A 20,047-nucleotide genomic window follows, 5' to 3' on the forward strand; every position below is an offset into this window, starting at 1 on the left:
CGTTGCGCACCACCGTGGGCGGACTGGCGGCGTACTGGCAGAGCTACGGCTACGACCTGACCGGCAACCGCACCCAGCTCGTCCAGCACGACCCGTCCGGCAACACCCTCCAGGACACCGCGGTCACCCAGACCTTCCCGACCCCGGGAACCCTCAACACCCCCACCACAGCCCAGAACACGGGCGGCGGCACCGGTGGCCCGCACGCGCTGCTCGGCGCCACCACCACCGCACCCAGCGGGCCCAGCTCGGGCAGCATGCAGTACGACGCGGCCGGCAACACCACCTCCATCACCGACCCGACCGGCACCGCGACCCTCACCTGGGACGGCGAGGACAAGCTCACCTCCTACAGCAAGACCAGCGGCGCCGGCGCGACCACTTACACCTACGACGCGTCCGGCAACCAGCTCGTCCGCCGCGATCCCGGCAAGACCACCATCACCCTCGGCAACGACGAACTCGTCTACGACTCGAACGCCAAGACCCTCACCGGCGTGCGCTACTACACGATCCCCGGCGGCATCACCCTGGTCCGCCAGGGCGGCACCTCCACCTTCCAGATCGCCAACCCGCACGGCACCAACACCCTCGCCCTCGACGGCACCACCCTCGCCGAGAGCCGCCGCCCGACCGACCCGTTCGGTAACCCTCGAGGCAACCAGCCCAGCACCTGGGCCGGCGACAAGGGCTTCGTCGGCGGCACCCAGGACCAGGCCACCGGGTTCACCAACCTCGGAGCGCGGGAGTACCAGCCGAGCACGGGTCGGTTCCTCAGCACGGACCCGCTCCTCAACCCCGCCGACCCCCAGCAGTGGAACGGCTACGCCTACAGCAACAACAGCCCCGTCAACAGTAGCGACCCCACCGGCAAGCTCTCGAATGTTCAGGGGGGTGGCTGTGGCACCGGATGCGACGTCAATGCGGTCCTGAACGACCCCAACTACTACCCCAACGTTCCCGAGCCTCAGATTCTCGCGCCCGATGGGTTCGGCAAATACGCACAGACTGCCCCCAGCAGCAGCGGAAAGAACAAGAAGAGCGACAACGGCGGCGCGGGTAACTTCAAGGACTTCCTGTTCGGCGTGGGAACAATCCCGTGGTCCTTCGGAGCCGCGATTCACAAGGTCCTCTGGGTGGGCGACTCCCAGGACGACCCAATACCGCACCCGATGGACAGCTATTACAACTGGGCCCAGAGAAACGGCGTCGACACCGACAGCGCCAACTTTGCCTCCGGGTCGTTCTTGTTTGCCGCGCTGGGTGACAGCTACGCTACCTCCGGCGACGATCCGGCAGCGATCAGCAGCGGAGGTTGCAACAGCTTCCTCCCAGGGACGCCCGTACTGCTGGCAAACGGTGCAACCAAGGCCATCGACAAGCTGGCTGGCGACCAAGTAGCCGCCACTGACCCGCAGACCGGCCTCACCACCGCAGAGCCGATCACGCAATACATCGTCACCCCGGGCGACCAGGACTTCACTGACCTCACCCTGCTCATTACCCCGAAGCTTGCCGCGTCGAGTACTCCGCCCCGCATCACCACAATCGCTTCAACTCAGCATCACCCATACTGGGATCTCACGACCAAGCGGTGGACCGATGCTGGGGACCTCCATCAGGGTGACCAGCTGCTGGCCGCAGACGGATCCACCGTTGTCGTCCAGGCCATTCGCAACTACCAGACTCCCCCAACGACGACCTACAACCTGACGGTCGATCAGGTCCATACGTACTATGTGCTGGCAGGGGCCACGCCGGTCCTCGTGCACAACTGTGGTGGAAACGACGCGCCTTTCCTGAACGACAGAAACGGACAATATAATCTTCAGAGTGAGCTTGGTCGTGCGGATTCGCTGGGCGTGAAGCCGGTGAGGCCTGGCCAGCCTGGCTTTGACGAAGCGATCAACTCCGGTGATATCAAGTGGGTAGTGGGCAGCGATGGAAAATTGGTAGTGATGCCGAAGACTGTGGCTGGCGAGGAGATTCCTCACAGTGTTCTAACTCGCGGTCAGCCAGTTCTGGCTGCCGGCGAAGCCGATGTTGCCGGTGGGGATGGGTTCTACTTCGGGCTCCGAATATCGAATAACAGCGGTCACTATATGCCCTGCAACTGTAGTCTCGATATTGGGATACAAAATTTCCGCGAGGCTGGAATTGAATTCGATCCAGGGAGCGTGGAACGTGTTGCCCCTTGATGCTGAAAAGATCCACGATCTCCTGGAGATGGATGGCGATTCACAGCGCCGCTGGTTGGTCGCAGGTCAGCCATCCGTAGTTGGTGAGCGCCACTACTGGTGGGAAGCCGTCACTACGATCGCACTGAGTGGTCTTTATGACGCCGCCCCGGCTAGCCCCGATGAATTGAAGTATGCGCTCCTGGCTATGCGCTCAACTGAAGGGGCCATGGCGCAGCATGTCTTGGCTAGAACGGATGGACTGATTCGCATTGCCTACCTGGCGTCGCGATACGGTCGTGATGCAGGCAATGACATTCGCAGCATTCTAGACCCTGATCAATTGGCGAGCGACTGTTTGGCGTCGATTGAACTGCCGTACGAGGTCGTGCTGCAGGCTCTGGATGACTGGAGGTCATTGCCGCGCTCAGAGATACTGGCGCTCCGGAAGGTCAAGAAAGTTATCAGTGCAGTCGCGGCGCTGATCCCGCATGTTAGCGACGGTGAACTTCGGGACAACGTTCTTCGATGGCTCGAAATTCGCGACCTGTTGCCCTAGGGCCTCTGCTGTCTGGAATTAGCGAGATCTAGTCGGAAGCTCCGTTGAAAGGCGGTGGTTTCTAGGAATCGTTGCAACACGTAGTCGATTTGATCAGGCCGCGAGCAGTTTATGCAGGCGCTCGGCTGGGGTTTCCCAGCCGAGCGTTTCGCGTGGGCGGCCGTTGAGTTCGGCATTGACGGCGGCCAGGGGCTCCGCTCCGTGGACTCTCGGGCGAGTGCCCTTGTCGGCGATGTGGATCCACTTGAATTTTTACGTCAGTGCTGGCTGTTGCCGGTTGCGGGTATGATACAGACGCACCTAGGCATGATGGCGGCGTGTCAAGCGATGCGCGTGCTTATGAAGGGTCCTCCGGTCTCTCGCTTGGCGATGCATCTCAGCGAGACGCAATTACGTTCCCGCCCGCAGCGACAAGTCTACATTTTAAGACGGTTGGAGATCCGGGCGGCGGAAGTTTTTATCTGACCTTCAAGGCTCTAGGGAATTCGGCTGACGGATTTCTGGGGCAGCTCGGGACATCAATGAGAAATTGCAGTCAGCCATTCGGTGATATTGAATCTGATGTGGCCTCGCATGCGGGGTGGGCAATTGCTGGCGGCAATCGGTTTAATTTTAATGGCTGTACCGGTGGCATTGGCAATGGGAGATTCTTCGAAATTTCGTTGGATAAGATCGATTCGTCAGGCATCATAATTTACTACTTCTCGGGCGAGGATGGGGTGGGTCAAATACCGCTTTGCCATAGCAGGCGCTACTTGCATGTCGGTTCGCTAGGTGCTTCGAGCGGTTGCGGGTTTTTGGACATGAGCCCTCGCCCTGCCCATGCCCCCTTGTGGGCTATATAGTTAACTTCCTGTTAGGCGGCGCCGTAAGCCTGCAGTGAGCTTGGTGAGGTTTCCGGATATGCCATCCCGCATGAGTGGGATTCGTCATCTTGTCGAAAGAATTATTGTGAGGTCTGGCTCCTGGTGTAGTTTTTGATGTCAAGGAGGAAAAGATGTCGCACCTCTTCGATGACGACTTCGTCAGAGGCTCGCTCGAAGTCCATCTCCCCGAGGCATGTGTGCTCCTGGGGCGACTGGACATGGCTGAGCGTGCATCAGCAGAGGACTTGGGGCGGAGCCCTCGGTCCCTCGGTATGTACACGGTTTTGCCTGAAGCCTTCTATTGGGATATTCTCCGGCCGGCTCTGAACCCTGCGGAAACCAGTCTCGATCTCCTGGGAAGATGCAAGGATTTTCTTGATGAACTCACCGAGAGCCGACGCTATGGGGTATTGCAGGCGCTGCGAATTCGTGTGTGGGAACATCTAACACGTCCTGAGCGCGAGATTCTTGCGTGGAGTGGCCCCGATGCGGTCGCCCCGCCGTCCTAGCGTCGATCTTTCGTGACGGTCCGTCGGGCTTGCCCGGCGGACCGTTTCGGCTCGCGGGCCTGGGGCGGGCAGGACCTGAAGGCCAGCTTGAACAGCTTCCCGAATAGCAGCAATCCGCATTTCAGCGAGTACGTCGTCTATGCTGTCGGAGGAGATTCTGGTGGATGGGCTATGACCGGCAGGGTCGGTGGTCAGCGGAAGTGCGACGGTTGGGGATGCTGAGCCATGTCGAGTGACGCGGCCATCCTGGTCAGGCGATACACCGGACCTGCCCTGACCGCGGCTGAGATTGCCAAGGCTCTGGGGCTTCCGTTGGATCCGACATCGGTGGCTTGGCAATCTGTTGACGGTGCTGACGGATCCCGGTTCAGTCTTCGGCTGAGCACGGCCCTCGGTGACCGCTTGGGTCCGGCGGTCGGCGCTGGTGGTGACTGGCCAGCGGAGCGTGAGTATGACTGCTTCGTTCATGTCGGCATCGACCGGACGGCCCCGGACAGCGATGACAGCGTCGGTGCGCTGCGGGCCTTCTGCCGGTCCGCCGTCGTCAAGTTGCGTGCCGAATGGCGTGGCCTGGAGACGGCGTTCAATCTCGATTTAGACGGCGCGTACAGCTACGCAGTCGATCTGGCCGAGCCGCCGGGGCCCGAGGTCGCGGTGTGGTTGGCCAGTCGACAGCCGTCGGGTGCCGAGGAGTTCTCCGCTGTCGAGCTGGTCGACCGTGCGATCCGTGCTACTGGGGCCACCGTGGCCGTCGAGGCGGAGCAGCCTGGGCGTTATCTCGTCTCTGCCGATGCTGCGGCCGATGAGGTGACGGAGTCCCTTGCGCTCCGCGCTGATGAGCTCAGCTTCCAGGCAGCCGTCCTTGTACCCGAGTGGCACGCTTCAGTTCGGGAACTGGAGGCTTTCGGTGACCTGTTGGTCGCCGAAGCGGCTGAGGCCTTCGACGGGGTGGATGTCGCCTGGTGGGCCGGACGGCAGCTGGTCCGTTACGAGGTCGAGGCTCGCCCGAACCGCAGCCTTGGCCCGAGTCCGAGGTCTACCGGCTGAGCACCGCGCAGGGTTGCCGCGTGATGACGCTACGTCAGTCGCACGCGTACGGCGCCAGCATCCCCTAAACAAAGTCGGCAAGCAGCGCCGACAACGTCGTACGCCAGCACCCCCGCCCCCACCCCACGGCAGGCACCGCCCCCGCCGCGTGGCAGTGGCTCAACGGCTCGCGCACCACCTGCTGGTAGAGGTCGAAGTGGACCACCTGCCAGACGAGCCGGCGCGGGGCGCGGCGCGCGGACGGCGGCGCCGAGCGGCATCACGGTCGGTCGTCAGTACCAGTTCGGTTGCGGCCGCACGAAGAGCACGTTCTGCTGCCCCTCCGCCCGCGTCTCGTGCTCGTTGCGGCCCGAGAGGCTGACGTTGAGCCGGGGGTCGGAGTGCTGGGTGTAGCGGACGTCGCCGTCGGGGGTCACGGCGGTGACGATGGCGGTGTGGTGGATGTTGCCCTGCTGGAGGCTCGGGTCCTGGTCGTTGCCCTGCTGGAAGAACATGATGTCGCCGGGCTTCACCTGGTCCTGCGGGACCTGGGAGCCGCCGTTGCCGGTCAGGAAGTCGTGCAGGTTCTGTGCGCCGCCCCAGCTGTGGGTGTGCTCGGGGCCGGCCAGTAGGCCGCCGAGGTCCCAGCCGTTCTCGCCGGCGGTGCTCTGGTTCCAGCCGCTGTCGTCGAGCGTGTTCCAGCCCTTGTACTGCATCCCGGCCTGGTGCAGCGCGTTGGAGGTGAAGTTGGTGCAGTTGTCCTCGCCGCTCACGTCGCCGCTGCCGTCGTTCCAGTGTTGCTGGGCGTACTGCACGACCGCCACCCGGTCGTACTTGCCGTCGGTGCCGTGCAGGTCGGCCTTGACGGAGTCGGGGATGCCGGGCAGGCCGGCGATGGCGACCGGTTCGGAGAGCATGAACTGGTGCTGCTGGAGGGGGGTGAGGCCGTTCCACCAGTCGGTGACCAGTTGCGGGTTGTCGCCGCTGGGGATGTCGCCCTGGTAGGCGGCGAGTTCGACGTTGGAGGCTTCGCCCTGGATGTCGTCGAGGGCCTGGTTCAGGTCGGTCACGCAGGTGTCGTTGCCCAGCTTGGTGAGCTCGGCGGCGACTTGCTGGTCGGCCTGGGTGGCCTCGCGCAGCGCCTCCTGGAGCAGGGCGTCGACCTCGCCGACCTGGCTGGCGTTCGTCGGCTCGTTCGGGTTGCCGGCGGGGATGCTGCGGCCCTGGTCGAGGTCGACCGGCAGGTTGTACTGCTGCGCGAGGTTCAGCGCGTTGGCCAGCGTGCTCTTGGCGTACTCGATGCTGTGGGTCAGGCCGTCCAGCACCATGGCGACCCCGCGCATGATGTCGGAGGCGGCCTCCAGCGCGTCGGCCTGGTCGGAGAGCTTCTGGCCGGCCGCCTGGCCGACCGCGTCCTTCCAGTGGTCGCCGAGCGGGCCGACGCCCTGGGCGTGCAGGTCGTTGGAGGCGTTGGTGGCCTCCTGCGAGGCGCGCAGCCAGCCGTCGGCGGCGGCCTTCCACTGGGTGGGGTCGGCGTGCTGCAGGTCGGTCAGGGTCACCATGGCGATCAGCCCGCGTTCAGGTCGGTCAGGGACTGCGCGAAGCGGCGCTGGGCCTCGGCGTCGGCGGCGTCGTAGGAGTCGGCCGACTGGCTGAGCTGGGCCGAGTAGGTCTGCAACTGGCTCACGATGCCGTTCAGGTGGGCCTGCCAGTTGTCGGTGCAGGTCACCAGGGCGGCCGCGGACTGCCAGGCGGGCTGGGCCTGGGCCACCGTGAGGCTGTCGTCCAGCCAGTGGCCGGCCGCCGGCGAGCTCTGGTCGGCGATGGTGTTCACGGCGGCGGCGGTGGTGCGGACGCCGCCGGGATGGATCTGGATGTCGTTCACGTCGCTCTGCTTCCCCGTATGTTGCTTCCCCGCCACCAGTGATGCGCGGCGCGCGGCCGGTGGTGATCTTGAGTCTAGCGCGGGGCCAGGGCGGATTCTGAGGGCTGGTCAGCTCTGCGGCCCTGGTCAGCGCGGTGCCGCCGGTACCGGGAGCCCAACCGTTCGCGGCCGGTTGGCGTCTCTCATACTGAACCGATCAGCAAGCGAGAGTCAGCCGCCCGACAGGTTGCGCTGACGGCGGGAGGGTTGCCACATGGCAGTTGCAGTCATATCGGCGAGGGCGGGGGTGGACTTCGCGTGAGCAACCCGATTGTCAAGGCGCTGGAGTCGGGCGCGCAGAAGGTCGGCAAGGCCCTGACCGAGGACGGCGGCAAGGCCGTCAAGGACCTGTACCACTCGACCGGTGAGAACCTGAAGAAGGTCACCAAGAACACCGTCGACGCGGACACCAAGCACGAGGGCGAGCTCAAGAAGCTCCTCTCCTCGGGGAAGAAGGACGAGCCCAAGGACCCGCACACGCCCGGCGGCGGGGGGAAGGGGCCCGGCGGGTCGGGCAAGGGCGGCAGCGGCGACGAGAACGGCCCCAAGGCCCCGCACCAGCCCGGTGGCGAGGGGTCGGGAGGCGGCGGGTCGGGCAAGTCCGGCGGTGACGGCGGCGGTCGCGACCAGGTCAAGGACCCGCGGACGTCGGGTCGCCGGGACGACTCGATCTGCCCCGGTGGTGAGCCTGTCGACATGGCGACAGGGCGGATGTTCATCAAGCAGACGGACGCCTCGCTGCCCGGCTCGCTGCCGCTGCTCTTCACCCGCAACTTCGAGTCGGGGTACGGGGCCGGTCGGTGGATGGGCCGCCGCTGGGTCTGCACCTTCGACGAGCGGCTGGAGATCGACGCCGACGGCGTGGTCTACCTCAGCCCCGACCTGTTCTCCCAGGCCTACCCGCACCCCGAGCCCGGCGACGATCCGGTGCACGCCAGTGCCGGTCCGCGCTGGGACCTGGCGATCGACGAGGCGAGCGGCGACTACACGCTGAGCGACCCGTCGACGGGCGTGGTACGGGAGTTCAGCACGGTGCCGGGCGGGCACGAGGCGCTGCTGACCCGGGTCCGGGACCGCTTCGGCCGCCACTACGACCTCGCCTACGACGACAGCGGCACCCCGCTGTCGATCACCCACTCCGGCGGCTACCAGCTGCTGGTCACGGTCGACCACGGCCGGATCACCGCGCTGCGCCTGGCGGACGCCGTCTCGGGCGGGCGCGCCGAGCTGCTGTTGCGCTACGGCTACACCGACGGGCACCTGAGCGGCGTCTACAACTCCTCCGGCAAGGCGATGCGCTTCGCCAACGACCCGAGCGGCCGGATCCTGTCCTGGACCGACCGCAACGACAGCCACTACCGCTACACCTACGACCAGCACGACCGCGTCACCGACGAGGGCGGCGCCGACGGCACCCTGCGGTTCAGCTTCGGCTACGGCGAGCCCGACCCGGTCACCGGCATCAAGGTCCACACCGAGACCAACGCGCTCGGCCACACCAACGCCTACCAGGTCAACGAGCACGCCCAGATCGTCGCGCAGACCGACCCGCTCGGGAACACCACCCGCTACGAACGCGACGACTACGACCGCCTGCTGGCCGAGACCGACCCGCTGGGCCGCACCACCCGGTGGGAGTACGACGGCGCCGGCGACCTGATCTCCGTCACCCGACCGGACGGGGAGCGGATCACCGCGACGTACGCCGGGCGGCTGAGCCTGCCGGAGACGGTCACCTACCCCGGCGGTGCCACCTGGCGGCACACCTATGACGAGGCCGGCCGCCGCACCACGCTGACCAGTCCGACCGGCGCGGTCACCAGCTACGGATACGACGAACTCGGCCACCCCAGCTCGGTCACCGACGCCCAGGGCAACACGACCCGGGTGCGCTTCAACACCGCCGGGCTGCCGGTGGAGGTCGTCGAGTCGACCGGTGCCACCGTGCGCCTGGAGCACGACGCGTTCGGTCGCGTCGTGCAGGCCACCAACCAGGCCGGCAGCACCGCCCGGCTGACCTGGACGGTCGAGGGGCAACTGGCCTCGCGCACCGGGATGGACGGCAGCACGGAGTCGTGGACCCACGACGGCGAAGGCAACGTGCTGACCCACACCGACGGGCTCGGCCGGCTCAGCACCTTCGAGTACACGCACTTCGAGACGCTGACCGCCGCCACCGGCCCCGACGGCGCCCGCTACGCCCACACCTACGACGCGAACATGCAGCTGGTGGCGGTCACCAACCCGCTCGGCCAGACCTGGCACTACACCTACGACGCGGCCGGACGGCTCGTCGCGGAGCAGGACTTCCACGGGCGCCGCACCGGCTACCAGCGCGACGCGGCCGGCCAACTGGTCTGCCGCACCGATCCGCTGGGCCAGCAGACCCGCTTCACCTACGACCTGCCGGGCCGGGTCACCGCGAAGGACGCCGCAGGGCGCGTCACCACCTACGGCTACGACCGCGCCGGCTACCTGGTCCGGGCCACCAACCCGGACGCCGACGTGGTCCGCACCGTCGACGCGCTGGGCAACCTGCTCGCCGAGTCCACCAACGGACGCACCCTCACCCACACGCTGGACACCCAGGGACGCCGGGTGCGGCGCACCACCCCGGGTGGGCACACCAGCAGCTGGACGTACGACGCGGCCGGCCGGGCCACCGCCCTGGCCACCCCCGGCGGGAACCTCGAATTCAGCTACGACCAGGCGGGTCGCGAGCTGCAGCGCGTCTATGACGGGCACCTGACGGTGGACAGCGTCTGGGACGCCGTGCACCGGCTCACCAGCCGGACCCTGCGGACGGCCGGGCAGGCCGGGCAGGCCGGGCAAGCCGGGCCCACCGTGCTCCAGCAGCGCGACTACACCTACGGCGGCGCCGGTCTGCTGACCTCGGTCGACGACCAGTTGGCGGGTCGGCGCAGCTTCGACCTCGACGAGTCGGGCCGGGTCACCGGGGTCCGGGCGGAGGGCTGGACCGAGAGCTACACCTACGACCAGGCGGGCAACCTGACGAACGCCGACTGGCCGGCCACCGGTGCCACCAAGGCCGCCCTCGGCGCCCGTACCTACGAAGGCACCCAGCTCACCACCGCGGGCCGGGTCCGCTACGAGTACGACGCGGCCGGCCGCGTCACGCTGCGGCAGAAGGCCCGGCTGTCGAAGAAGCCGGACACCTGGCTCTACACCTGGGACGCCGAGGACCACCTCACCGAGGTCACCACCCCCGACGGCACCCGCTGGCGCTACCGCTACGACCCCTTCGGGCGACGGGTCTCCAAGCAGCGTCTGGGAGTTGACGGTGTCACCGTCGAGGAGCAGACGGACTTCGTCTGGGACGGCTTCACGCTGGCCGAGCAGACCACGCACGCGCCCTACCTGCCCGGCCCGCACACGCTGAGCTGGGACTACCAGGACCTGCACCCGCTCGCCCAGACGGAGACCATCACCACACCGGCCGGCGCCGATCCCGCCGAGAGTGCCCAGGATCTGATCGACCGTCGGTTCTTCGCCATCGTCACCGACCTGGTCGGCACCCCGACCGAGCTGGTGGACGCCGCCACCGACACCATCGCCTGGCGCGCCACCAGCACGCTCTGGGGCCAGACGACCTGGCCCACCGGCAGCACCACCTACACGCCGCTGCGCTTCCCCGGCCAGTACTTCGACCCGGAGACCCGCCTCCACTACAACGTCGGCCGCTTCTACGACCCCGAGACCGCCCGCTACACCAGCCCCGACCCGCTGGGCCTGCTCCCCGCGCCGAACCCGGACACCTACGTCCACAACCCCCACACCTGGTCCGACCCGCTGGGGCTGTCACCCCACCCGCACCAGGATCTCCTCGACTCCGTGAAGGGGAGGGCGGACCAGGCCGCGACACTGTCGAACAAGCAGCGTCCAGGTGTGGCGGAGGGGCTCAAGCTGCCCGACGGGACGATCACGACGGCCACCAGTGGCAAGGACGTCCCGACGCTGCATCCCAGCGTCCAGCAGATGCTGGACAACATCGAGGCGGACGACCGCGGCAACGGCCACGGGAAGTGCGGGATCCCCCGGCTCCTGTCCGATGCCTTGAACAATGGGCACAATCCGCAGGGAGCGGCGGCGGCCGCCATGCTCGTCACCAAGAAGGCGGAGACTCACGGCAAGGAGATCGGCCCGTGCGACAGCTGTAGGGTCCTCTCGAACCACTACGGTCTCAACTTCATCACTGACGACGGATTGACGGGTGGCACGTCGTGAACGACAACGACATGCAGAGGTTCTCGGACGAGGTCGAGCGGGTGCTCCGGGCCGCGGGCTGGCAGCCGGGACGGCAGGTCGACACCACGGCCTGGCGTCGTGATCTGGAGAGCACCGGGTTCCGCATGCACGAGGCAGCCGAGCGCTTCCTGGCCGAGTTCGGCGGCCTGAAGGTCGACATCCGCGGGCGGGGCATCTCGGTCGCCCGCGAGCCCTTCGAGTTCGACCCGATGCTGGCCGACGGGGAGGACGACCGGTTCACCGAGTGGGGCGAGGACATCGGACAGGCCCTCTTCCCGATCGGCGTGCTGGACCAGGGGCAGTTCTTCCTCGGGATCTCGGAGTCGGGCGAGGTGTACCTGGTCACGAACTGGCTCGCCTCGTTCGGGGTCGTCCCGGAGGCGCTGGAGCGGCTGATCCTCGGCATCAAGGCGGACGAGATCGCGGAGTAGCCGACGGCGTGTTGTGACGAGCACGGCCCCGACCGCCAGGCGGTCGGGGCCGTGCTCCTCGCTCTGACGATCCGTCAGAGCAGCGCGGCCGAGGGCTTGACCATGCCGCGCGCCGTCTTCGCGTCCACGTACTCGCCCAGCGCCGTCATCACCCACTCGCCCGAGAACTGGCGGACCAGCTTGCACATCACCACGCCCGTGTGGGGCTCGGCGTTGGTCAGGTCGAAGCGGACCAGCTCGTCGCCGGTGGTCAGGTCGAGCAGTCGGCAGTAGGCGTCCTTGACCTCGGTGAAGCGTTGGCCGGAGAAGGAGTTGACCACGAAGACCAGGCCGCAGACCTCCGCGGGGAGGCCCTCCAGGTGGACGTCGATGGCCTCGTCGTCGCCCTCGCCCGCGCCGGTCAGGTTGTCGCCGGTGTGCTGGATGGCGCCGTTGAAGACGTTGAGCTTCATGAACCAGACGGTCTCCAGGCGTTCGCGCTGCGCGTCGAAGGCGATGCAGGAGGCGTCCAGGTCGATGTTGCGGCCGCGCTTGGCGGGCTCCCAGCCGAGCGCCATCCGGACCGAAGTGAGCAGCGGGCGGCCGTTCTTGACCAGCGAGACCGAGCCGCCCTTGACCAGCGAGACCCGGCCCTTGTCGAGGGTGACCCGGGGCGTGCCCGGCGCGGCGGCCGGCGGGGCGCTGGGCCTCGGGGGGACGCTGGTGGGGGAGGGCGGGACGGCGGTGGGCGCGTAGTCGGGCATCGGCGGCAGCGCGCCCTGGCCCGGTTCGTCGATCGAGACGCCGAAGTCGGTGGCGATCCCGGCCAGTCCGTCGGCGTAGCCCTGGCCGACCGCGCGCACCTTCCACTCCGCGCCGCGCCGGTAGATCTCGACCACCACCAGGGCGGTCTCGCGGGTCAACCGGGGCGGGGTGAAGGTGTGCAGGACCCGGCCGCTGTCGGCGTCCCGGACGGTGGCGGTGGGCTCGGCGCCCGCGAAGCCGGTGCCCGGGGGCGTGCGCTGCTCGTCCAGGCTGGCGACGATCACCACGGTCGCGACGTCGGCCGGCACCGCCCAGGTGTCCACCGTGATCGCGTCCGGGGCGGCGCCGCTCGCCGGGCGGTGGACGACGCCCGGGCCGCGCGGGGCGTTGAAGAAGACCAGGTCGGCATCGGAGCGAACCTTGCCGGCCTTGGTGAGCAGGATGCCGGAGACGTCCACCCGCTGACGGCAGCTCACTTCCACGCTGACCCGGACAGCGGACAGCGGCGCGTTGGCACCCTGGGTCAGGGGCGTGGTCACGTGAGCCTCCTCGGCTGGGCGGGCACGGGGGTGCGAACCGGCGTGCGGTGCGAGGCCAGCCTAGCCAAGGGCAGGTCAGGGTGGAGTCAGGAGTCCGGCGGCTACCTCGTGGGCATCGCGGCGGTGGCAGTGGTGGTGGGGACCGTGGCGGCGGTGAAGGTGCCGAGCGCGGCCACCGCCTGCGGGCTGCGCAGCGCGAAGCCGGAGGCCGTCCAACTGCCGGCGGCCGGTGCGGTGTCCGGCCCGGCGGACCGGGCGTCCTGCACGGTGAAGGTGTAGGTGCCCGGCGCCAGGTCCTCGCCGGCCGCCGGGGCGAAGCGGTAGACGACCATGGCGCCGCGCTGATGGAGCGTCACCTGGGCGCCGGGCAGGGTGCTCCAGGCCATCGCGCCGGCGGTGGCGTCGGCGTCCAGCCGCAGCTCGACCTCGACGGCGGCCAGCGGCTCGGTGACGGTGAGCGTCACCGTGTGCCGGCGGCCGAGTCCGGCGGGGGCGCCGATGTCGCCCTGGCCGGTGAGGATCGGGGCGTCCGGGGCGGGGGTGGTGGCGCCGTCACCGCCGATCGGGTCCGGCGAGGGGCGGGGCGCCGGGATCAGCGGCGGCGCCGGGGAGGTGGGCGTCAGCGGGGTGGGGGCGGGCGTCGGGGTGGCCGTGTCGGGCGTGCGGGCGGGCGGGACGATGACCGGGGCCGCCGGCTGGTCGCTCGCGCCGCTGGGGGCGGGCGTGGGGGTCGCCGTGTCGGGCACCCGGCCGACTCCCGTGGTGGGGTGGGCGGTCGGCGTCCCGGCGTCGGTCCCGGAGGTGCCGGAGGTGCCGGCGGTGGCCGGTGCGCCGGCCGGTGACGACGAGGTCGGCGATGGCGCCGAGAGCGGGTCAAAGGGACCGGGCGCGGCGGGTGCGGGGCTGACGGGGGCACCCGAGAGGCGGGGGTCCGGCTGGGCGGGCGTGGCCGGGGGCGAGTACGCCGGGCGCGCGGGCCCGCCGGCGACGGGCGCGGGGCCGCCGGACACCCGGCTGCCCGCCGTGGGCCCGCTCGAGGTCCTGGCGACCGGCGCGGTGCTGGCGGGTCCACCGGTGATCGTCCCGCCCGCCACCGGCGCGGGCGCGGTGGGCCCGGCGGAACCGGCGCCCGGCGGCGTGCCGGGGGCCGTGGTCCCGGGATCCGTGGGCGTGGCGCCGACGGTGGTCATCCGCACGCCGTAGCCGATCCGCTGCTGGGAGCTGATCAGCCAGGTGGTCGCGATGCTGATGCCGACCACGGTGGACATCGCCATCGCCGCGCCGGAGACCCTGATCGCGGGCAGCCGGAACTGTCCGCCGAGCGGCTTGGGCCGGCTGTGCCGACCTTGCGCAAGCGGCCGCTGCGCCGCCGCGGGGGTGCCTTCCCGGTGAGCCACCGGACTCCTCTCCTCCCCAGCCGACCTCCCCGGTCGGCTGCCAATGCCCCGCTCGAATGCCCCGTCCCAGCCGTGACACGCGGTCCCGCTGCGATCCGGGTGCGAACCGGTTGCCCGTGGCGAACCGTTACCCCCGTGGCACCACCCGTGTCGACAGAGTGACGAGAGTACCAGCGTGGCGGCGCTGCGTGACCGGGCGGGAACGTGCGTAGTGGGTACGACGGTTGCCGGTCGACGACCTGGACCGAATGCGGGCTGAACGTGGACTGGCTGTCGGACGGCGAAAGTTGACGTACCGTCTGGTAGACCGGACCGAACGCGGGAGCGACGGGGCGGCAGCGGGCGGGCGACGGGGGAGCGGGGACGGTGCGCTGACGCCCGGTGACGCCGCCGGTGAACGTCCGGGAGTCCGTCGCCCGTTGCAACCCTCTGCAACCTTTGCGGCCCCGGCGGCGGCGGAGCAGGCTGGCCCGGTCCCGTCTCGCCCCGGAGTAGCAGCCATGCCGCGCGATCACCTGTCTCCCGCCCCCGGCGGAGTTCCGTACCGTGCCACGCAGGGAGCCCGGCCGCAGTCACCCGGCCGGCCGGCCCTGCCGGTCGAGGACGTCCTGACCCTGCGGATCGCGCTGGGCCGGGACCGGGTGGGCACCGTGCCCACCAGGTTCCGTTACCAGCCCGAGCGCCCCTACGAGGTCCTGGTCACCTTCCACCTGGGCCGACCCGACGAGGTCGACTGGGTCTTCTCCCGCGAACTGTTGCGCGAGGGCCTGCACGGCCTGACCGGCCAGGGTGACGTGCGCCTGTGGCCCGCGCACTGCCCCTGCCACGGCGCGACCCTGCACCTGGCCCTGGAGTCGCCGTACGGCAGCGCGCTGTTGGAGGCCTCCGCGCCGCGGGTGCGGGAGTGGCTGGACCGCACCTACGCCGAGGTGCCGGACGGCGCCGAGCCGGACTGCGCGCCGACCGACGAGCAGTTGACGGCGTTCCTGTTCGGCGACAGCTGAGAGTTGCGACAGCGGTGCGTGCTGCCGCCTGAAGGCCCGTCAGGAGTCCGGGCGTTCAGACGTTCAGGTGTTCAGCCGTCGGTTCTTCTGGGGCTGGGCACCTGTCTGTCCAGCGGCCCCGCCGACTGCTCGGCAGCCTCGGCGGCCTCCGCGATGCGGCAGCCCGCCAGCAGGATCGCGCCGTCGTCGAGCAGCGCCCGCAGGCGGCGGATGCCGGGGGCCGAGGAGGCCGGCAGCAGCTGGGACGGGTCGGCCGGGCGGATCACCTCCGTCTGGACGGACTCGGCGAACCGGTACGGGCGGTGCTCCAGCAGGCCGCCCAGGTAGCGGCGCAGGCGGGAGAGTTCGGCCCGGACGGTGACCGCGCGGGACGGGTCGCCGAACAGGCCCAGGGCCAGCTCGGCCGCCGTCTGGCCGCTCTGATGGGCCGCCAGCAGCAGGAGCAGCTCGGCGTGCCGCGGGCTGAGCGCGTGCGACCAGCTGCCGGCGCCGCCGCGCACCGAGACCTCGGGCCGGTCGGTGCGGCTCAGGTCGAGCACCAGCCGGGCCCCCGCGGCCTGTTCGGAGACGGCCTGCGGTGAGCCGGTGAGCGGGCGGACCAGCCAGCCGTCGGCGAGCGGCTCGACCGCGCACTCGCCGAGCGAGGGCAGCCAGTGCACCGAGGCCGAGCCCCAGCCGTCGGCGGGCAACCGCAGCCGGCTGATCGGCGGCAGGCCGGCGGTGGCGGCAGTCCAGCCGTCCCGGTCGACCACCAGCGCCGGGCCCGAGGCCTGGGCCAGCACGGGCGCGGCGACGGTGCGCAGCCGGTGCAGCGACTCCAGCTGGGCGGCGCGCAGTTCGGTCTCGGCCAGGCGGGCGGCGGTGACGGCGAGTGCCAGCAGCTGCGGGTGCACCCCGCGGGCCGGGCCGCTGAGGTCGACCACGCCGGCCACCCGGCCGGTGCGCGGGTCGCGGACCGGGGCGCCGACGCAGGTCCAGGCGTGCTGGTTGCGCACGTAGTGCTCGCTGGAGTGCACCCGCAGCGGGCGTCCGGTGCGCGCGACCGTGCCGATGCCGTTGGTGCCCACCGCCTCCTCGCCCCAGCGGCCACCTGTCATGAATCCGATCAGGTCGGCGCTGCGGCGCAGCTGGCGCGGCCCCTCGTGCCAGAGCACCGTGCCGTGCGAGTCGGCGACGGCCAGGATCAGCGGCAGGTCGGCGACCGGGTCGAGCAGGGTGTCGCGCAGGGTGGGCATCACGACGTCCAGGCCGCTGGCCCGGCGGCGGTGCTCGATCTCGGCGGTGCCGAGGTGCTCCGGCTCCCGGCCGCGCTCCGGGTCCAGCCCGAGGCGGCGCAGCCGCTCCCAGGAGTCGCCGATCTCCGGGCGTGGTGCCTGGCGGGGGATCTCACCGGTGACCACCTGCTCGTGGCTCCTGGCGGTCTTGGCCGTGGACCGGACGGCGGCCTCGTCGTTCCGGCCCGGGTGTCCCGGGTGCGCGGTCTCCCGCATGGTGGCTCCCCTCGCCGCATCGCCGGCCCCGCTCGACCGGCGCAGGGCCCGGCAAGCCCTGCCGCCCACAGCGTACGGGTGCCGCAGCTCGCGCGGTCGGGGGATCCACGCACGAGCGGCGCGGGTTGACGCGAGGTGGCAGCGGAGAGCGCCGGACCCTCTCAGCGCCCGCCGGCCGCCAGCTGCGCGCTCTCCACGGTGTGGTGCAGGTCGCGGGTGGCGGCGGCGGTGGCGGCGGTGCTGACGGTCAGGCAGGCGGCCAGGGCCAGCGCGGCGGCCACCCGGCGGCGCCTGCCGGTGCGCGGGTGCGGGCTGAGCAGGGCGGCCACCCGGCGCGGCACCGGGCCGGCCGTGGCGGCCGGCGCCAGCAGGGGGCGCGCCGGGTGCGGGGTGCGGGCGGCCGCCAGCGCGGCACGCCCGACCGCGCGCGCGGTCACGGCGCGGTCGCCGACCTCCCTGGCGGCGCACTCGTCGGCCCAGCGCTCCAGATGGAAGCCGAGCGGCGCGCGCAGCCGGCGGAGCGCCGGGTGGAGCACGGCGGCGTACTCGGCGGCGGCCAGGAAGAGGTGGTGGCGGGCGGTCAGGTGGGCGCGCTCGTGGGCGAGCAGCGCGGCCCGCTCGGGCGCGGGCAGCGCGCGCAGCATGCCCGCGGTGACCACGATCCGGCCGGGCCGCCCCGGCAGCGCGTAGGCGTCGGCGCGGTCGTCGTCCAGCACCGCGAGCGGGTGGCCGTCGTCGCCGCCGGCCTCGGTGCACGGGCCGAGGGCGGCGCGGGCCCGGCGCAGGTCGCTGTACTGCTGGTGGGCGGTGTGCAGGGTGAGGACGCCGGCCACCACCAGGGCGGTGGCCGCCAGGGTGGCCAGCACCATCGCGGTGGGCGAGGCCTCGTCGAGCCAGGGCAGCGAGATGTGGGCGAGCGCGGCGACGGCCGGGATGCGCAGCAGTCCGGCCGCGGCGAGCAGGCCGAGCGAGGCGGCGCTGGCGCCGGCCAGCACCACGCCGGTGGCGCCGAGCACCCAGGAAGCCGGGCGCGGCGGCAGCGCGTCGGCCAGCCGGCGGGCGGCCGGGGCGGCGAGGAAGGGGATCAGGAACGGGGCCCAGACCAGGAGGATCATCGCGCGCCCCCCGCTTCCTCGGCGGACGCCTGCGGGCCCTCGCCGAGCAGCTCGCGCAGCAGCCGTTCGTCGTCGTCGGAGAGGTCGGAGACGAAACGTGCCAGCACGGTGGAGCGGTCCAGCTCGCGCTCGAGTTCGGTGCGCATCCGGCGGGCGGCGAGGCCGGCCGGGTCCCGCACGGTCGGGGTGTAGGCGTAGGCGCGCCCGGCCCGGTGGCGCTCGACGGTGCCCTTGTCGTGCAGCCGGGCCAGGATCGTGGCGATCGTGGTGCGGGCCAGCTCGCCGCCGAGGGCCGACTGCACGTCCTGCGGGGTCAGCGGCTGGTCGGCGGCCCAGAGGGCGGCGAGCACCTGGGCTTCGAGCTCACCCGAGGGGCGGCGCGCGACGGGCACTTCGGTCATGTCGACGTGACCTCCAGTCGTCGTCTACAGTCGTGTAGACCGTCTACGTCACTGTAGACGGTCGAGGCGCGTTCCGCAGGACCGCCTCCACCAGTATGAGAGGTCCGCCCATCGTGCCCTTCGCCTCCTCCCTGACGGCGCTCGCCGGTCATGCCCTCGCGGGTCATGCCCTCGCGGTCAACGTGCTGGACGCCTCCTCGCTGCTGGCCGCGTTCGGCGCGCTCGGCATCGCCGTGGTGCTCTTCGCCGAGACCGGTCTGCTGGTCGGGTTCTTCCTGCCCGGCGACTCGCTGCTCTTCACCGCTGGGCTGCTCTGCGTCTCCGGTACGCACAGCGGGCCGCACCTGGTGCTCTGGCAGGTGATCCTGGCCGCGGTCGCCGGCGCGCTGATCGGTGCCCAGGTCGGCTACCTGATCGGGGCCCGGGGCGGACGGGCGCTGCTGGCCCGCAACAAGCGCAAGTCGCTGACCAAGGGCGTCGAGCGGGCCGAGGAACTGCTGTCCAAGTACGGCTACGGCAAGGCGATCGTGCTGGCCCGGTTCATCCCCGTGGTGCGCACCGTGCTCAACCCGCTGGCGGGCGTGCTGGAGGTGCCGGTCCGGACCTTCACGCTGTGGCAGGTGGTCGGCGGCACGGTGTGGGCGGTCGGCGTGGTGCTGGCCGGGTACGCGCTCGGATCGTCCGTTCCCAACATCGACAATTACTTGTTGCCCATTATTGGTCTGGTAGTAGTTGTCTCCGTGATCCCCATTGCTCTCGAATTGCTCCGCGCCCGCCGCGAGGCGCGCCAGTCCGGCTCCGACCAGCAGGACGGGGGTGCGGCCCGATGACGACCGCGCTCCTCGCCTATGACGGCAGCGGCATCGACGGTGGCCTCTACACCACCATCACCGGGTGGGCGGCCGACGCCCCGCACTGGCTCGACCAGGCGATCAGGACCTGGTCCGACCTCGGCCTCGGCCTCTTCGCCGTCTTCATGATCTGGGGCTGGTGGCAGGCCCGCCGGGCGGACTCGGTGGTGATGGCCCGAGTGCTCGCCTCGCCGCTGATCGTGGTCGCCGTCTACGTGGTCAACTCGATCCTCAAGAGCCTGGTGCACGAGGTGCGGCCCTGCCAGCAGCTGCCGAGCACGGTGACCGTGGAGACCTGCCCCGGGGTCGGGGACTGGTCGTTCCCGAGCAACCACTCGGTGATCGCCTTCGCGGCGGCCGTGGCGCTCTTCTTCGCCTACCGCAGGCTGGGCGCGATCGCGCTGGTCGCGGCCGTGCTGATGGCGGCCTCCCGGGTCTGGATCGGCGTGCACTACCCGCACGACGTGGTGGTGGGCTCGCTGGTCGGCATCCTGGTCGCGCTGCCGCTGGCGCTGCTCGCGGGCCGGGCGGCGCCGCTGGTGGACCGCCTGCGCGGCGGGGCGCTGGGCCCGGCGCTCGGCAGCGGCTGAGATCTGTCCCGTTGTGAGCTGTACCGCATGAAGCCGGGTTCCGGGCGGGGCCCGGCTTCGCGCTTTCGGGTGGGAGCGGCGGTGTCCTGGTTGACGGCCCGCGGCCGCGGGCCGGGTGGATCTTCGCCACCGCTGGCGCCACCCCCTGGCCTTTGACC

General features: G+C 70.4%; 16 protein-coding genes and 1 pseudogene. 9 read left to right on the top strand and 8 right to left on the bottom strand.

The features are described from left to right. Positions 1-2: 2 nt before the first annotated feature. Together ABH937_RS05770 and ABH937_RS05775 are read left to right on the top strand one after the other, a co-directional pair. On the top strand, positions 3-2,198 hold the full coding sequence (locus tag ABH937_RS05770; RefSeq protein ID WP_370217404.1) for a polymorphic toxin-type HINT domain-containing protein: 2,196 nt from the start codon (positions 3-5) through the stop codon (positions 2,196-2,198). After that, positions 2,185-2,736 (top strand): hypothetical protein, encoded by a 552-nt coding sequence (locus ABH937_RS05775; protein WP_370217406.1) that lies wholly within the window; start codon positions 2,185-2,187, stop codon positions 2,734-2,736. The genes ABH937_RS05770 and ABH937_RS05775 overlap by 14 nt, the downstream gene beginning before the upstream one ends. 93 nt (positions 2,737-2,829) lie before the next feature. On the opposite strand, the pseudogene ABH937_RS05780 reads toward ABH937_RS05775, so the two are convergent. Then, positions 2,830-2,961: pseudogene (locus ABH937_RS05780) on the bottom strand (IS30 family transposase); the annotation flags it as partial. A 772-nt stretch (positions 2,962-3,733) separates the two neighbouring features. Between ABH937_RS05780 and ABH937_RS05785 the strand changes: the two are divergent. Further along, the gene (locus ABH937_RS05785; RefSeq protein ID WP_370217407.1) at positions 3,734-4,111 is read left to right on the top strand and encodes a hypothetical protein; all 378 of its coding nucleotides are present in this window, start codon (positions 3,734-3,736) and stop codon (positions 4,109-4,111) included. 225 nt (positions 4,112-4,336) lie between these two features. Continuing rightward, positions 4,337-5,158: a hypothetical protein gene (locus tag ABH937_RS05790; protein ID WP_370217409.1), complete on the top strand. Its 822-nt coding sequence runs from the start codon at positions 4,337-4,339 to the stop codon at positions 5,156-5,158. 272 nt (positions 5,159-5,430) lie between these two features. Here ABH937_RS05790 and ABH937_RS05795 read toward each other — a convergent pair whose 3' ends face one another. Both ABH937_RS05795 and ABH937_RS05800 read right to left on the bottom strand, forming a co-directional pair. Further along, a complete protein-coding gene (locus ABH937_RS05795) occupies positions 5,431-6,699 on the bottom strand; it encodes an amidase domain-containing protein (RefSeq protein ID WP_370217410.1) in 1,269 nt (422 codons plus the stop codon). A gap of 5 nt (positions 6,700-6,704) precedes the next feature. Continuing rightward, positions 6,705-7,022 carry a hypothetical protein gene (locus ABH937_RS05800; RefSeq protein ID WP_370217411.1) on the bottom strand — a complete coding sequence of 106 codons (318 nt, stop codon included), beginning with the start codon at positions 7,020-7,022 and terminating at the stop codon, positions 6,705-6,707. Between the two features lie 297 nt (positions 7,023-7,319). On the opposite strand from ABH937_RS05800, the gene ABH937_RS05805 reads away from it, so the two are divergent. Both ABH937_RS05805 and ABH937_RS05810 read left to right on the top strand, forming a co-directional pair. Continuing rightward, positions 7,320-11,306 (top strand): DUF6531 domain-containing protein, encoded by a 3,987-nt coding sequence (locus tag ABH937_RS05805; protein WP_370217413.1) that lies wholly within the window; start codon positions 7,320-7,322, stop codon positions 11,304-11,306. Next, the gene (locus ABH937_RS05810) at positions 11,303-11,758 is read left to right on the top strand and encodes an SUKH-3 domain-containing protein (RefSeq protein ID WP_280688903.1); all 456 of its coding nucleotides are present in this window, start codon (positions 11,303-11,305) and stop codon (positions 11,756-11,758) included. Before ABH937_RS05805 ends, ABH937_RS05810 begins: the two co-directional genes overlap by 4 nt. 74 nt (positions 11,759-11,832) lie before the next feature. Here the strand turns inward: ABH937_RS05810 and ABH937_RS05815 are convergent, their stop codons facing one another. After that, positions 11,833-13,029 carry a TerD family protein gene (locus ABH937_RS05815; protein ID WP_370217507.1) on the bottom strand — a complete coding sequence of 399 codons (1,197 nt, stop codon included), beginning with the start codon at positions 13,027-13,029 and terminating at the stop codon, positions 11,833-11,835. Between the two features lie 113 nt (positions 13,030-13,142). Next, the gene (locus tag ABH937_RS05820; protein WP_370217414.1) at positions 13,143-14,438 is read right to left on the bottom strand and encodes a hypothetical protein; all 1,296 of its coding nucleotides are present in this window, start codon (positions 14,436-14,438) and stop codon (positions 13,143-13,145) included. 500 nt (positions 14,439-14,938) lie between these two features. Here ABH937_RS05820 and ABH937_RS05825 point away from each other — a divergent pair, with 500 nt between their 5' ends. Then, positions 14,939-15,442, top strand: coding sequence for an SsgA family sporulation/cell division regulator (locus ABH937_RS05825; protein ID WP_280688905.1), 504 nt, complete (start codon positions 14,939-14,941; stop codon positions 15,440-15,442). 71 nt (positions 15,443-15,513) lie between these two features. On the opposite strand, the gene ABH937_RS05830 is transcribed toward ABH937_RS05825, so the two are convergent. From ABH937_RS05830 to ABH937_RS05840, 3 genes are all read right to left on the bottom strand, one after another. Continuing rightward, a complete protein-coding gene (locus tag ABH937_RS05830; protein ID WP_370217415.1) occupies positions 15,514-16,932 on the bottom strand; it encodes a GAF domain-containing protein in 1,419 nt (472 codons plus the stop codon). Positions 16,933-17,093: 161 nt separating this feature from the next. Continuing rightward, a complete protein-coding gene (locus ABH937_RS05835) occupies positions 17,094-18,047 on the bottom strand; it encodes a M56 family metallopeptidase (protein ID WP_370217416.1) in 954 nt (317 codons plus the stop codon). Continuing rightward, positions 18,044-18,448, bottom strand: coding sequence for a BlaI/MecI/CopY family transcriptional regulator (locus ABH937_RS05840; RefSeq protein ID WP_280688908.1), 405 nt, complete (start codon positions 18,446-18,448; stop codon positions 18,044-18,046). Before ABH937_RS05840 ends, ABH937_RS05835 begins: the two co-directional genes overlap by 4 nt. Positions 18,449-18,543: 95 nt before the next feature. On the opposite strand from ABH937_RS05840, the gene ABH937_RS05845 reads away from it, so the two are divergent. Both ABH937_RS05845 and ABH937_RS05850 read left to right on the top strand, forming a co-directional pair. Continuing rightward, on the top strand, positions 18,544-19,278 hold the full coding sequence (locus ABH937_RS05845; protein WP_370217417.1) for a DedA family protein: 735 nt from the start codon (positions 18,544-18,546) through the stop codon (positions 19,276-19,278). Beyond that, positions 19,275-19,889: a phosphatase PAP2 family protein gene (locus ABH937_RS05850; protein WP_370217418.1), complete on the top strand. Its 615-nt coding sequence runs from the start codon at positions 19,275-19,277 to the stop codon at positions 19,887-19,889. The genes ABH937_RS05845 and ABH937_RS05850 overlap by 4 nt, the downstream gene beginning before the upstream one ends. The last annotated feature ends 158 nt before the right edge of the window (positions 19,890-20,047 follow it).

The sequence above is a fragment of the Kitasatospora sp. GAS1066B genome, assembly GCF_041262605.1.
Lineage (GTDB): Bacteria > Actinomycetota > Actinomycetes > Streptomycetales > Streptomycetaceae > Kitasatospora.